The organism is Citrobacter sp. RHBSTW-01013 (assembly GCF_013781985.1).
Classification (GTDB): domain Bacteria; phylum Pseudomonadota; class Gammaproteobacteria; order Enterobacterales; family Enterobacteriaceae; genus Citrobacter; species Citrobacter braakii.
On the sequence record NZ_CP056185.1, the window covers coordinates 2,352,478 to 2,366,127 of the forward strand.

General features: G+C 49.6%; 12 protein-coding genes and 2 pseudogenes. 9 read left to right on the plus strand and 5 right to left on the minus strand.

Going from position 1 to position 13,650, the window contains the following annotated elements; translation table 11 throughout:
• Nucleotides 1-46: 46 nt before the first annotated feature.
• The 3 genes from HV350_RS11420 to HV350_RS11430 all read right to left on the minus strand — a co-directional run bounded on the left by HV350_RS11420 (nucleotide 47) and on the right by HV350_RS11430 (nucleotide 2,933).
• Entirely contained in the window at nucleotides 47-667 is a 621-nt protein-coding gene (locus tag HV350_RS11420) for a flavodoxin (RefSeq protein WP_225622928.1), read from the minus strand.
• Nucleotides 668-767: 100 nt separating this feature from the next.
• The gene (locus HV350_RS11425) at nucleotides 768-2,237 is read right to left on the minus strand and encodes a heavy metal sensor histidine kinase (RefSeq protein WP_016153324.1); all 1,470 of its coding nucleotides are present in this window, start codon (nucleotides 2,235-2,237) and stop codon (nucleotides 768-770) included.
• Nucleotides 2,238-2,252: 15 nt separating this feature from the next.
• Nucleotides 2,253-2,933, minus strand: a complete 681-nt coding sequence (locus HV350_RS11430) for a heavy metal response regulator transcription factor (RefSeq protein ID WP_049282242.1) — start codon at nucleotides 2,931-2,933, stop codon at nucleotides 2,253-2,255.
• A gap of 219 nt (nucleotides 2,934-3,152) precedes the next feature.
• Here HV350_RS11430 and HV350_RS11435 point away from each other — a divergent pair, with 219 nt between their 5' ends.
• The 8 genes and pseudogenes from HV350_RS11435 (at nucleotide 3,153) to HV350_RS11470 (ending at nucleotide 11,591) form a co-directional block, all read left to right on the plus strand.
• Complete coding sequence (locus HV350_RS11435; protein ID WP_016153322.1) at nucleotides 3,153-4,202, plus strand: alpha/beta hydrolase; 1,050 nt, start codon at nucleotides 3,153-3,155, stop codon at nucleotides 4,200-4,202.
• Between the two features lie 668 nt (nucleotides 4,203-4,870).
• Nucleotides 4,871-5,266, plus strand: a complete 396-nt coding sequence (locus tag HV350_RS11440) for a VOC family protein (RefSeq protein WP_016153321.1) — start codon at nucleotides 4,871-4,873, stop codon at nucleotides 5,264-5,266.
• 466 nt (nucleotides 5,267-5,732) lie between these two features.
• Nucleotides 5,733-5,877: pseudogene (locus HV350_RS11445) on the plus strand (IS3 family transposase); the annotation flags it as partial.
• 194 nt (nucleotides 5,878-6,071) lie between these two features.
• Complete coding sequence (locus HV350_RS11450) at nucleotides 6,072-7,025, plus strand: LysR family transcriptional regulator (RefSeq protein ID WP_047389874.1); 954 nt, start codon at nucleotides 6,072-6,074, stop codon at nucleotides 7,023-7,025.
• 280 nt (nucleotides 7,026-7,305) lie between these two features.
• Nucleotides 7,306-7,776 (plus strand): CYTH domain-containing protein, encoded by a 471-nt coding sequence (locus HV350_RS11455; protein WP_181630509.1) that lies wholly within the window; start codon nucleotides 7,306-7,308, stop codon nucleotides 7,774-7,776.
• A gap of 37 nt (nucleotides 7,777-7,813) precedes the next feature.
• Complete coding sequence (locus HV350_RS11460; protein ID WP_016153316.1) at nucleotides 7,814-8,449, plus strand: hypothetical protein; 636 nt, start codon at nucleotides 7,814-7,816, stop codon at nucleotides 8,447-8,449.
• A 56-nt stretch (nucleotides 8,450-8,505) separates the two neighbouring features.
• Nucleotides 8,506-10,077: an SLC13 family permease gene (locus HV350_RS11465; protein ID WP_016153315.1), complete on the plus strand. Its 1,572-nt coding sequence runs from the start codon at nucleotides 8,506-8,508 to the stop codon at nucleotides 10,075-10,077.
• 53 nt (nucleotides 10,078-10,130) lie between these two features.
• Nucleotides 10,131-11,591 (plus strand): hypothetical protein, encoded by a 1,461-nt coding sequence (locus tag HV350_RS11470; RefSeq protein WP_016153314.1) that lies wholly within the window; start codon nucleotides 10,131-10,133, stop codon nucleotides 11,589-11,591.
• 112 nt (nucleotides 11,592-11,703) lie between these two features.
• On the opposite strand, the gene HV350_RS11475 is transcribed toward HV350_RS11470, so the two are convergent.
• Nucleotides 11,704-12,213: a hypothetical protein gene (locus HV350_RS11475; protein WP_181630511.1), complete on the minus strand. Its 510-nt coding sequence runs from the start codon at nucleotides 12,211-12,213 to the stop codon at nucleotides 11,704-11,706.
• Between the two features lie 337 nt (nucleotides 12,214-12,550).
• Between HV350_RS11475 and HV350_RS26650 the strand changes: the two are divergent.
• Nucleotides 12,551-12,661: pseudogene (locus HV350_RS26650) on the plus strand (Arm DNA-binding domain-containing protein); the annotation flags it as partial.
• Nucleotides 12,662-12,796: 135 nt separating this feature from the next.
• Here the strand turns inward: HV350_RS26650 and HV350_RS11485 are convergent.
• Nucleotides 12,797-13,561 carry an IclR family transcriptional regulator gene (locus tag HV350_RS11485; protein ID WP_181630513.1) on the minus strand — a complete coding sequence of 255 codons (765 nt, stop codon included), beginning with the start codon at nucleotides 13,559-13,561 and terminating at the stop codon, nucleotides 12,797-12,799.
• Nucleotides 13,562-13,650: the final 89 nt, after the last annotated feature.

Here is a 13,650-nt window from a genome sequence, read left to right on the forward strand (position 1 = left end):
CATCCTGCATGACCTGGAAAATATAAATTTTCTTCATGTCGAGGGATTAACGCTGTGGCTGGACTTGTTTTACCCATTGCTCAACCTGCGCGGGTACGTCAGGAGCTGAAATATCGTTGCGCGAGATCGCGAGCGCACGAGTGACTAATTTGGCCTGTGGCTGCATGCGAGCAATTTCTCGCAGGGAGTCGGCTAACCTGCTGCCACCATGGGTGGTAAAGGGAACGACCGTTTTGCCTGCAAAGTCATTTTGCTCAAAGAGGCTGTATATCACCATTGGCATGGTATACCACCAGATGGGGTAGCCGACGTAAATGGTGTCGTAATCGCTCAGGTCAGGGAGCGGCGTTTTTAGCGAGGGTCTGGCTTTCGTTTGCTGTTCCTTTTCGGCAACGCGCAAAAGTGCATCATGCTGGCGAGGGTAGGGAGTGGCGGTTTCAATGCGAAACAGGTCGCCGTGAGTCTGCTTCTGAATCAGTTGCGCAACAAACTGCGTGCTGCCGGTCTCTGGCGTATTTTTTTGTAATACGCTGGCCCCGGAAAAACCATCCACGGCACCAGCTTTCATCTCCTCTGGTTGTGAAAAGTAGATAATCAGCGTGCGGGCGTGTGCGGATGAATCCTCTGATGCGAACGCGGGCTGCCCCAGAAGCCCCATGACCATCATCGCCAGAAACCCGCTAAATACCTTTTTCATTCTCACTGTTTCATTCCTTCAATCAGCCGTGGTGAGTATCAGCAGTGATTCTGGCGCAGATAGCCTGACATCAGACTGACGACTCTCTGACAATTTTGTCAGAAGGCTTTGCGCGCGGAGATCCCGATTTTGTCTCTGAAATAAGTCTCCCGGTTCGGATAGCGTCAGGCTGTTTAGCAAACGTCAGGCCAAAGGTATTGATACCGTTCTCGCTACGGGCAAAGACATCTCCCCGGTGCATAATGGCGACGGCACGGACAATCGACAGGCCCAGCCCATGATGGGTATCACTCCTGGCTCGGGAGGTGTCAACACGATAGAACCGTTCGAAAAGCCGGTGTAAGTGCTCTGGCGCTATCGGATCGCCAGGGTTAGAAACGTCTACACAAGCTTGATTGCCTTTTTCGCTTAAGCGCACCGTAACCGTGCTATTGGAGGGGGAATGCCTGGCGCTATTTTCCAGCAAATTAGCCAGTGAACGGTGAAACAGCCGCCTGTCGATATGCGCCGTGACGTCGCCCTGAACCTCCAGCGAAAGCTGTTTTTCAGCAAAAGAGGGTTCAACATATTCCGCTGTTTTCAGGGTTTCTTCGCGCAGGGAGACTTGCGTAAGCTGGGAAGCATGTTCACCCGCGTGCGCATGAGACAGGAACAGCATGTCGTTAACTATCGACGTCATGCGTTCAAGCTCCTCCAGGTTTGAACCCAATAACTCTTCCAGTTCATCATGTGAACGTCGGCGTGATAGCCCGAGTTGCGTCTGGCCGATCAGGTTAGTCAGCGGGGTACGAAGTTCATGCGCAACATCGGCATTAAAGCTCTCGAGCTGTCGCCAGGCGATTTCCTGACGCTCTAACACACCGTTAAATGATGATGCCAGTTGCTGCAGTTCTTCGGGCAACGCGCAGGTATTCAGGCGCTGGCCATGGTCACCTGGTGCAAGGTGTTGTGCCTGCTGACTGAGCATGCCCACCGGACGCAGGCCAATCCGTGAAACAACGTATCCCAGTAAGGCGACAATCAATACGCCCAGCGCGACAATAATCAGCAGCGTTCGTGTGAACGCATCGAGTGTGCCCATATACGGCGTAGAGTCGATGGCAACCACATAGCGCAGCTCAGGCCTTTCACCGTTGGCGGGGATGGTTTTCACTAACAGGAACAGTGAGCATGCACCTTCCGATGCGCCGGGCACTTTATTAAATCCCTCCTGCAAAGAAGACCACTGAACGCCCACCGGTGGTATTCCCCCCATGCTAAAGCGCGGGTTATCGCTCACTATCCAGTAACGAACGCGCTCACCTTCAGAATTGGTTAGCAGAGTAAATTTATTAGCCAACGTCGACCAGCCGTCAGCCGAGGTTCGTGCGGCGATCCACGGACTCATTAATGATTCCCGGAACAGCAGCTCGTTGTGCATCTGCTTTTGCAAAGAGTCATGTAAGGAGCTTCTGAGCAGGATACCGATAATAGACACAATCAGCAGCGCGGATAAGGCAAACATCAGCGCCAGGTGAACGGAGATGGAACGTTTAGGCATGCTGAGCCTCTTCATTTATTCCGACCGGACTTCGAGGACATACCCCATGCCACGAACGGTATGTAACAGTTTGACGTCGAACGGGGCATCCACTTTGGCTCGCAGACGTTTAATGGCGACTTCAACCACATTGGCATCGCTGTCAAAATTCATGTCCCATATCTGCTCAGCAATCATCATTTTTGACAGGATCTCCCCCTGATGCCGGGCCAGAAGACTTAACAGGGAAAACTCTTTTGCGGTCAACTCCAGTCGCGTTCCGGCGCGAAATACGCGGCGGGCCAGCAGGTCGAGATGCAGATCGTGAATTTGCAGCTGGGTGATGTCTGCGCCATCCGTAGCGCGGCGACGCACCAGTGCCTGAATGCGCGCCACCAGTTCAATCAGCGAAAAGGGCTTAGGGAGATAATCATCCGCGCCAAGTCGAAGCCCTTTGACGCGCTCGTCGACCGATCCTCGTGCCGAGAGCATCAGTACCGGCGTTTGTTTGACGGCTCGCACCCCCTCAAGTACCCGGTAGCCATCCATCCCCGGCAGCATCACATCAAGGATTATCGCGTCGTAGTCAAGCTCCAGCGCGTAATGAAGACCTTCAGCGCCATCTGCAGAGACATCTACCGTAAATCCCGATTCACTCAACGCACGGTTGAGATAGGTTGACGTTTTTTCTTCATCTTCGACTAGCAACAGGCGCATAACGGGATTTCCTCTTAACTGTTCAATCGGGCTTATTCTGCCTCTTGATTGCCAACATAAAGCTGACGCTTACCTGACAGCATTGTCAGAAACATGAAGCCATCTCAGCCTGCTTGCTGACAAAAATGTTATTTTCCTGTCACGATGCTGACAGGCCTCTCTCTCTAACCTGAGTCTGCACATTTAAATCCGCAAGCCTGAAACTCATCGGGAGAGACCATGAAATTCAATCTGTTAACTGCAATACTGCTCACGGCAATAACCGGGGCCACCTCAGTCAATGCGGCTGATTACAAAAAAAATCCATTCACCCTGGCCTATGACGGCGCCATTACTGAGAACGTCAAAGGCAAGGTCAACATTCATCCGGTGAAGTACGATCTGCATGGCATACAGATAGCTGCGAATGTCTATACCCCTGCTAACTACGATCCCGCCAAAAAATACCCTGCCGTGGTGGTTGCACATCCGAATGGCGGCGTAAAAGAGCAGGTCGCAGGTTTGTATGCCCAGCGTCTCGCCGAGCAGGGCTACATCACGATTACTGCCGACGCGGCTTATCAGGGCGCGAGCGGTGGGATGCCTCGCAGCGTGGATAAACCCGCTAATCGCATCGAGGATATCCACGGCATGGCTGACTACATCAGCCAGTATCCGGGAGTGGATACTTCCCGCCTCGGTCTGCTGGGTATTTGCGGAGGTGGCGGTTATTCACTTGTTGCGGCCGAAACGGATCAACGGTTTAAATCGATCGCAACCATCAGCATGTTTAATTCAGGCCTGGTGCGCCGCAACGGTTTTCAGGACTCACAGCTGGATACTATTCAGCAGCGTCTTCAGCAGGCTTCTGACGCACGTGCTCAGGAAGCTTCCGGAGGCGAAGTCCTGTACTCCGGTGATGCCAATCTGACTGATGAACAGATCGCTAAGTTGCCTTTTGCCTTATATCGACAGGGCTATGAGTACTACTGGAAAACTCACGCGCACCCGAACTCTACGTTTAAATACACGACAAGTAGCCTGTTAGATTTGATGAGTTTTGACGTTACGGACCATATCAATCTCATCAATAAACCGCTGCTGATGATTGCTGGTACAAAAGCCGACACGCTCTATATGACGGAAGATGCGTTTGCGAAAGCCACCGGTACAAAAGACAAAGAACTCTTCCTGATCGATGGCGCTACCCATATCGAGACGTATTGGGTTCCTGAGTACGTCGACAAGGCTTTGCAAAAGCTGGACGTCTTCTTCGATAAGAGTATTTAACCCCTATCAGACGATACCTTTGGCCAGCCACTCAGGCTGGTCATATCAGGACATAAAGAGTGTGTCCGCATGTGACCAAGACTAACGAAGTCGGGAGGAAAGATAATTACGCACATTAAATAGCCGCTATGAATGAAATTCATAAAACGGCAGGGACATCTGAGGATTATTTTTTGCCTGTAAGGTCTTACTTCGTGGTCCAGGCCAACTTTAGGTTTAGCATTACGGCATTGAGTGCCTCCTTATCCAGCATGGCTTCGGCATGCAGCTTCTTGAGGCGGGCGTTCTCCTCTTCAAGCGACTTGTTCGTCGGAAAAAACTTTAAAATAATACTTAAGGCGTTAAGTGCTAATACCCGACGCCTTTCAGGTTACTTGCAGGACGGTCACAGCGGGAAAATGCAAACACGGTTGTGCTATTAGTCAGATACACACCTTTTAACTTGCTAAGAAAAGCTATAATCTGATGTCGTCAACGCAAACAATAAGCTCAATGAGAGAATATACAGGAACAGAACTGGAATAATCGCACTTTCAGGAATACAAAGGAGCACCAGGATGATATATCTGAATTTTGACAGAGCTTATCTCTGATAAGCCAAATTAATAGTCACGCTCAGATGTTCAAACTTGCGTTTTGTGGTTTATGTAATATATAAGGGAAAATATATGAAATTCAACAATGTAAGACTGTTAGTCAAAGATTACCGCAAATGTTTCAATTTCTACACCCAGAAGCTTGGTTTGGAAGCTGTCTGGGATATTGAAGATTGCTATGCCAGCTTCAAAGTCGCCGAAGGTATAGAAGGTCTTGCTATCTTTACTTCTGATCTGATGGCCCCAATTATTGGAAATGCTGACAGAGAAAAATCGATAATATATCGCGAAAAATCAATGGTTTGTTTCGAGGTTGATAATGTAGATGAAAGCTTTGAGGCCTATTCGTTAAAAGGGATTAAATTCATTAACGAGCCAATAGATATGCCAGAATGGGGTGTGAGAGTGGTTCATCTGTACGATCCGGAGGAAAACTTGATTGAGTTATTTACGCCGCTTGGAGGCTAACAGGGGTGTCATTACTTGAGGCATAACACCCGACTGTTGATACACGGTTATCCGGACCAACACTAAACTCGTTGGGGACTGCAGACGTTTTGGCTATCGCCATATATGACACCTCTGTATAGCTGAGGTCAGCATGCCTGCAACTGCTCCGTCATGCGCCCCCTAACTTCTCGTTCGTGCTTCCTATTTCAAGCAGATTCCCCTCTGGATCGGAAATATAAAAATTTCGGATGCCAAAAGAAAGCGTCATTGGTCTACCTGCAGAAAATTGCAATTTCGACTTTAACTCTTTACTTGCAAATAATGGTTATTATCACCTGGTAATATAACTGAGCTAATTCACTTATTACTTAACCACCTTTAGTTAAATTCGCAAAATCCCTTTTATTTCTACTGTAGTGGTTTATTGAATTTGGCCACCTGAGCAGAGGTGATATGCTCATCTCAGAACAATACAGGTGTCCCAATGAAAAAAAGAAATTTCAGCGCAGAGTTTAAACGCGAATCCGCTCAACTGGTCCTTGGCCAGAACTACACCGTTGCAGCTGCGGGATGAACGACAGTGTAAAATGCCAAAAGCCTCCCCTATAACCCCGGAACAGGTACGTATAACAATGGTAACGCCCTGTTTGCGTGGATGCGCTTCGGCTTTTAGAGACAGCGAGGCATTATCACCTTTTCTCATGCGGTTTCCGGAATACGTCATCCAGTAAAACGAACGGATGCTCCCCTGCTTTTTCTGTGTTAATTCGGTATATTCATATTCAGAATCGTTAAACGCACCTCTAACCGCTGGTACCTAAATATGGATATTGACCATTTTAAGACGTTCAACCAGGTTGTTATCAGCGGCAGTTTTACTAAGGCCGCACAGGCACTCTTTTTATCTCAGCCCGCCATCAGCATGCAGATCCAGGCACTGGAAAGCTATCTGAAGGTGTCATTATTCGATCGTTCCCGTCGGCAAATTAGTTTAACCAAAGAAGGCGAAGTCCTGTTTGAATACACACAGCGTATTTTTCATCTTTTTGATGAAGTACAGAGCGTGTTTCAGGACATCAGTAAACTACAGGTAGGCCGTCTGACCATCGGGGCGACGGGCGTGATGGGCACTTACTATCTCACGCGTTTTATTCAGCGTTTCCACGAACGCTTTCCGGGAATTGAACTGGAAATTCTGACTGGTAACTCGCACCACATTGCGGAACTGGTCGCCAGCGGCGAGGTTGAGATCGGTTTTGCCGGACGTTCCGTAATTCGCTCTCCGTTACAACAGGTATTTCTGCATCGGGAAAACTACAAAGTAGTGGTGGGCAAGCACTCCCCCCTGGCGACATGTGCCGGGCGGGATATGAGTCCGGATGAATTACTACAATCACCTTTCATTATGCGTGAGAAAGGAACACGGATAAGAGCCAAAATAAATTCGTGGTTTAAACGTCACTCAGCGAACACCGCTCCGCAAAACCGTGTGACGCTCTCTAATCTGGAGGCGACTAAACGGCTTATCGGCAGCGGTTATGGCGTAACCGTGATTCCTCATCTGGCGATATCCGATGAGCTGAACAGCGGTGAGCTGGTTGAACTTCATGTCAAAGGTTTTAATCTCGCGGTAGATTACTACCTTGTTTACCAGGGGGAGCACTCACTGTCCCGCGCCGCCCTCGGCTTTATTTCACTGCTTTATGATGACACTCCAGATAATGAGTGGGGGAGTTTTCCTGAGCTGCTGGAAAATATATTCCATAATCATCGCTAAGTGGCATTGTTCATTATCCTTGATACAACAAGGACTCATACGCTTATGTCTGAAAAAACAGCCTATAAGCCGAACACATTGCTTACGCCCCTATCAAATTTAACTCTCTAAAATTAATGAGAAAATAATAAATGTGATCGACATCAATCTATAAACTGAGCTTATAGGTCTGATACTGATTTACAATTTTTAATCCTGTCAGAAGCCTGCCTAATATGGAGTCAATTAAGAGAGATAGTGAATAACTATCGACAGATGTTCCGACAATGAGAGGCTTAAGATGGCTAAAGAAATTGAAAGGAAATTCCTGGTGTGCTCAGAGCAGTGGCGCGCACTTGCAGAGGGAACCGTTTATCGTCAGGGATATCTCAGCAGTATAAAAGAGAGAACCGTTCGTATCCGGACGATAAACGATAAGGCGTTCCTGACCATCAAGGGAGTTACCGTTTCTGCAACGCGAACTGAATATGAATACGAAATTCCGTATGCCGATTGCTGTGCCATGCTGGATGAGCTGGCAGAGCGCCCCATTATCGAAAAGAAACGCTACAAAATCCCGGTGGGTGATGTGGTGTGGGAAATCGACGAATTCATGGGGGTTAACGTCGGACTGATCGTCGCAGAAGTGGAATTGAAAAGTGAAGAGCAGAAGTTCGATAAACCCGAGTGGATTGGTGAAGAGGTGAGCGGCGATCCGCGCTACTTCAACTCCAATCTGGTCGCCCATCCTTTTACCGAATGGGATAAATAGCGGCATTCACCATTCTTAATGGAACAGGAGAATCACAATGGCTACGCATATGGATAAGAATACCGCCACGTCGTCGAGCGACGCTGAAAAAATCATTCCCCGCGCGGAGTTCCGCGTATTCGGCCACGGCATTATCGAACGGGTAAAAGAAAAAATGTGGGATGCCAAAGCCACATTATTTAAGGCTCGTAAGATGCCGGAAGAGACCTACTTTCTGTCGCTACATACCGATACGGTTAACGTTAAAGTCCGCGACGGTCTGCTGGATATCAAAACGAAAACCGGCGAAACCCCGGAAGGCTATGAGATCTTCCAGCCGCGCGGCAAGTTTCAATTCCCGGTGCAGCGTGAGGAGTTAGCCACCATTTTGCAGCATCTCCAGGTCAACATGGCGCTGGATAAAGAGTGCTATACCCTGGAAGAATTTACCAATATGGCGCGGGCCAGTAGCGATTTAGTACCGGTTAAAGTAGAGAAAATGCGCTACGGTTTTTCCGTTAACGGCATCATCAGCGAATACGCGCAGGTATGGTTTAACGGTGCGATGGTCGAAACCGCCTGTTGCGAAAGTGAAGATTATGCCGGAATTAAGGCAGCGGTTGCGGCGCTGGGGCTCGACGAACTGCCTAACACGAATTATCTGAAAGCCGCCAGACAGGTTGTTGGCATGTGAAATTCACGCCTCCATGGGTAGCTTGCTGCCCCGGAGGCGCATAAGGAGACATGGCCATGTCAGACAAAGGCGCTAAGAAAGTTTTCGATCCGCTGGATATGAGCAATTACTCTCTGGAGAAATTCAAGGAGATTAAAGCCGGTATCTGGATGGAGCGGATCAAATTCATCGGTATGCCGCTGGCTATCCTGCTGTTCCTGTTCTTTCATTTGCAGTGGGTCGGGCCTATCGAAATGTTCGATACCCAAACCAAAGTTCCTCCGGCCAACTGTTACAGCGCAACGGGAATTTTTCTTGCCTCGCTGGTGCTGTGGTTGACGGAGGCGATTCCGAACTATCTCACCTCGCTTATCGTGGTCGTCACGGTGATCCTGACCGGCACAATGAAGATGCGTCCTGCGTTTGCCATGCTGGGTGAGCCAGTAATGATCCTGAACATTGCCAGCTTCATCATGGCCAGCGCCCTGGTGGTGACAGGGTTGGCGAAGCGTATGTCGCTCTGGCTGTTGGTACGTATGGGGAATAATATCTCGCTGTTGTTCTGGTGCTTTATATTACTCAACCTGATTCTCGGGGCGTTCATCAGTGCGACCTCTGCGAAAACGGCGCTGCTGTTACCGCTGTTTATGGTTATCGCCGCCATCTACGGTGCGACCGGCGGGGAAAAACGCAATAACGTCGGGCGCAACATGGTGCTGCTGAACCTGCTGGCGAATAACGTGTCGGCCAGCGCCTTTATTACCGGTTCCGCAGCTAACCTGCTGGCGGTCGCGATGATGGAGCAGGCGGGATTCAAAGTCTATTACGGCGACTGGTTCATTGCCCTGTGTCCACTGGCGCTGATTCAGTGTGCCATTGCCTGGTACACCGGAACTCGCTGGATTTTCCCCATTAAGAAAGAAGATGCTAAGCCGAAAATTGAAGGCGGCATGGATCGCCTGAAAGGGGAACTGGCGCAGCTCGGTAAGATTAGCGCGGGTGAAGTTCGCGCGGCGCTGACCTTTATTATCGTCTTGTTGCTGTGGGCGACCGACCGGGTGCACGGTATGCGTGCCGAAGTTATCGCCGTGGCGGGTGCCTGCGTTGTTCTGATGCCTTCGGTGTGCAAACTTCCGGCTCTGGGCGTGATGAAGTGGAACGACGCGGACATTCCATGGCATATGCTGATGTTCAGCTTTGGTGCTTACGTCCTTGGCGGAATGGTCGATCAGACGGATATCGTCGGCCTCTATATTCACAGCCTGTTTGATAAATGGCAGATCGACCCTTCAGGTGGCGGCAAACTGTTGGTCTTTGCCGTACTGAGCGGCGTGTTCGCCATCACCACGCTGGTGAGCGAAAGTAAAACGGCACGTACCATCATTATGTTCCCGATCATTATCAGTATCGCTAAAAAGTTCGGCTGGGACGTGGTGGGATTCTGTCTGCCGATGGCATTCCTGATTAACCAGGTTTACGTGCTCTACTTTAACTCTAAACCCGCAAACATCAGTTACCTGCTCGATCACTACTCGACCGGCGAGTCTTTCAAATATGGTATTATCCAGATGGCTATTATTTGGGTGTTACTGATTTTATGGACTCAATATGTCATGCCGCTGATGGGGTTCAATAGCGCCCTCTGGTAGCATTGATGTGAAGGCGGTAATTCAAATTACCGCCTGATTTGCAGGAGGCAAAGATGCCAGGCGATACGATAAAAGCATCAGGAAAACGCTGTATCGAAATTAAGCAGCGGATTTTTTTCCCGCAGAAAGTCGGAACCAAACCTCTACGAAGCGAAAACTACCATATTGAAACCTGGCTATTCTTTCCTTCCAGTTTGCAGATCAATCGTTGGACATTTCCGCCGCAGGCCTTTCAGCAAAACCTGAAGAACTATATTCGCCTGCGTCCTCCCACCCTGTCGCTGCGTAAATTGTCCGTCAGCGTGCCGAAGACGCTGGGGACAATTGAACGGTTAATTACCGAACAGAGCAAAGATACCTCTGCTCAGGGTTTTGAATACCGACTCAAAATGTTTTGCCTGACCTTCAAACGGGCGCTTCACGTAGAGGTACGTTATATCGGCAAGTTGAGCGAAGACAAACAGGAGCAGGCACTGCTGAGCTTCGCCGCCACCGCAGAGGATATTCTCAATAACTATCGTCGGATGCGGATAAAAATGTCAAAGGTGGCTGAGGTCAATGCGTTACGCATCATTGACTATGGTGACGAATTCCTCTCACTGATGCTGACGCACTATGGGCGTAAATTGCTCAATGATCTTTCGCCTTCACCGGGATACGATACTCTGCGTATTTTCTGGCGCGAGCAGATGCTGTATCGCAAAGCCAATCATCCGGGGACTTTCCCGTCACCTAATTCGGATAACGAACTGGTGATTTATCACGTTAATACCCTGAAAAAATATATCAGCAGTCCAATGTATCTGGATATCCGGCGTAAAAAAGGCGAGACCTTTCTGGCGCATACCATTGCCGGAATCGCCGCGGCAATTGCGATGATTTTCGCGACGGCGGTGGCGTTTATTTGGCAGGGGAAATACGGAGCGCTGAGCTTTCAACTATTTCTCGCAATGGTGATTGGCTATATCTTTAAAGACAGAATGAAAGAGGGATTTCGGGCGCGATTGTTTTCGACATTTCGCCGTTGGTTACCTGACCGACAGCAGATAATTTATAAAAACCTGCGCTCTCCGGTCGGTAAGTGCAACGAATCTTTCGTCTTTGTGGGGGAGCGTCAGCTACCCGATGACGTCAGGACGATGCGCCGTAAGGTGCACATTCTGGATATTCAAAACTACTATCTGAGCGAAGACATTTTGCACTACTCCAAACACGTTCATCTGCGCGGCGGGGACCAGATGTTTTCCGCCGTGAATCGTTCTGTGATGGATATTACGCGCCTGGATATCACCCCTTTTTTGAAATACACCGATGAGTTGCTGAATGAATTACCGACTCTGGATGATGAGCAGGTGCTGTACGGGGAAAAGGTCTATCACATCAACCTTATTCATCGGGTGACGGATGGCAAAGAGAGTTTTCTGGAGCGGGCACGCATCATTATTAACAGCGCGGGTATCAAGCGCATTGAACCAGTTTTTACTGCCGGGGAATCAGAAAGCGAAGAGGGCTGACGACAGAGATAAAATGCCTGATGGCGCAGCGCTATCAGGCCTGCGGGTTCCACATCTGTAGGCCTGATAAGGTGTTTACGCCGACATCCGGCAATAAAAGCTGAGCAACCGTTCAGCCTGTTTTACGCACAGGGCGATAGTGGGTGGATTCGTCAAGAAAACGGCGGATGTGGATTTCTTTTTCCAGCCGCTGTTGAAGCTGACGTTCGAGCGCTTCAGGAGAGTGCAGATCGGCCAGCCGCTCGTTGATTCTGTTCACGGCTTCGCTGCGCAGCTGTATATGTTCCTGGATATTCTTCTGTGCCCGTGCTGTCCGGGTATCGCCGAAGAGCATAAAGGTCATTAATTCACGCTGCTGCTCAGAGTTAAGGGCGTTCAGATATTTGGTGCACAATGTTTGATAGGTGATGATGCGACGATCGAGTTCGTCAACCCAGGCGGTCAGCTCGTCACGCTGCGCGGGTGAAAGCTCAGCCATTTCCTGCTGACCGAAAAGTGTTGTTCTCAGCGCCTGAAGCCCGGCGAGATACTGCTGCTCCAGAGGAATCACACGCTGAGCAAAGCATTCATCCAGGGAGGTTTTCGTTTCCTGCGCGATATTCTGATAAACAGGTTGACTCATTTTTTCCTCCCGCACGCGTGGTGCTATCAGATAAGACCAGAATTGCAGCCAGGATGAGTGCGACCCCGCGTCTTAATTTAAGCTAACATAATAAATTATAAACAAAAAATCTATTCTGCTTATCTGAATGATAACCTGCTCTTATAGTTCACCTTAGTTTATTTGCGTCAAAAATATATTGACCGCCAGGCCTTGCAGGCTGCTACACACACCGTTTTCCACGTTGCCCCTGCGTCTGGTCCTTCTTTTTCGATTAGTTTTCCACGTCCGACGATAAAGCATTTGCTTGTTCATAATCGATTCTGTCGATCGTGCCGATCGGTATTATTCATTATTCCTGTCCGCTATTGGCGTTTACCCCGATGTTTCTCTGGCTGAAGCCAGAAGTCAGCGTCAGGAGGCTAAAAGGACATTCGCGGCTGGTAACGATCCTTCTCTTGCACGAAAAAGAGTGTGTTTTCGAACCTGCATGTTGGAGAACCCGGCAGTGGGGCACTCTACTCGCGGGACAGCAACAGACGACATAGCTGCAATCGATATGTCGCCCGTTAACACTCAAGGATGTTGACATTAAGCGGTGGGATTACGGGGTAAAAGAAGGGGCGCGCCAGCCCAGTTCCTGCGATATTTTTTTAGCGCACTCTTTGACGTGAGGGACGAGTTCTTGCATGCGCGCGTCCGGCATATAGATGACCGTGCTGGCGACGGAGATGGCCGCGACCACATGGTTTCCGGCATCGTAAACCGGAGCCGCCACGCAGCGAATCGTCGGCTCATTTTCTTCAAGATCGAACGCGAAGCCTGCGTCGGCGTAGCCGCGCATTCGGGCGAGGAAGTCCGGGAGATGACATAATTCGCCATGGGCTAAAAAAAGCTGACGCCATTCGGATTCATCCGCGTCGAGTAACAGCGCTTTGCCAATGCCGGTCAGCACCAGCGGCATGCGATGCCCAATACGCGAGCGCATTTCCAGTCCCTGTTGGCCAGGAATTTTATCGATATACAGGACTTCCGCGCCTTCCCGTTGCCCCAGATGAACCGTGTCGCGGGTAAAATCCGCCAGCTGTTGCAGGAAGGGGCGCGCCAGAGGATAAAGCGGCGTATTTTCCAGTGAACGGGTGCCCAGCTCAATTAAGCGTGGGCCAAGCGCATAGCCATCGTGGTGAGTGAAGCGAAGAAAACGCTGTTGTACCAGCGCGCTGAGCAGCCGATGGGTTGTGCTTTTACTGGTTCCGGTAAACTCGCCGACGCTGCGTAAATCCCGACATCCTGACGCGACGGCATCAATAACAGCAAGACCGCGCAGTAGGGTTTGTACTCCCGTAATTTCGGTAGGTTGAGCATCCATAATTCACCCTGATACAGTGGTCATATTCATGTTTAAGATCAGTACGATAACAATAACCTATTCTGTGCGATAAAAATGTAACCGCGCCG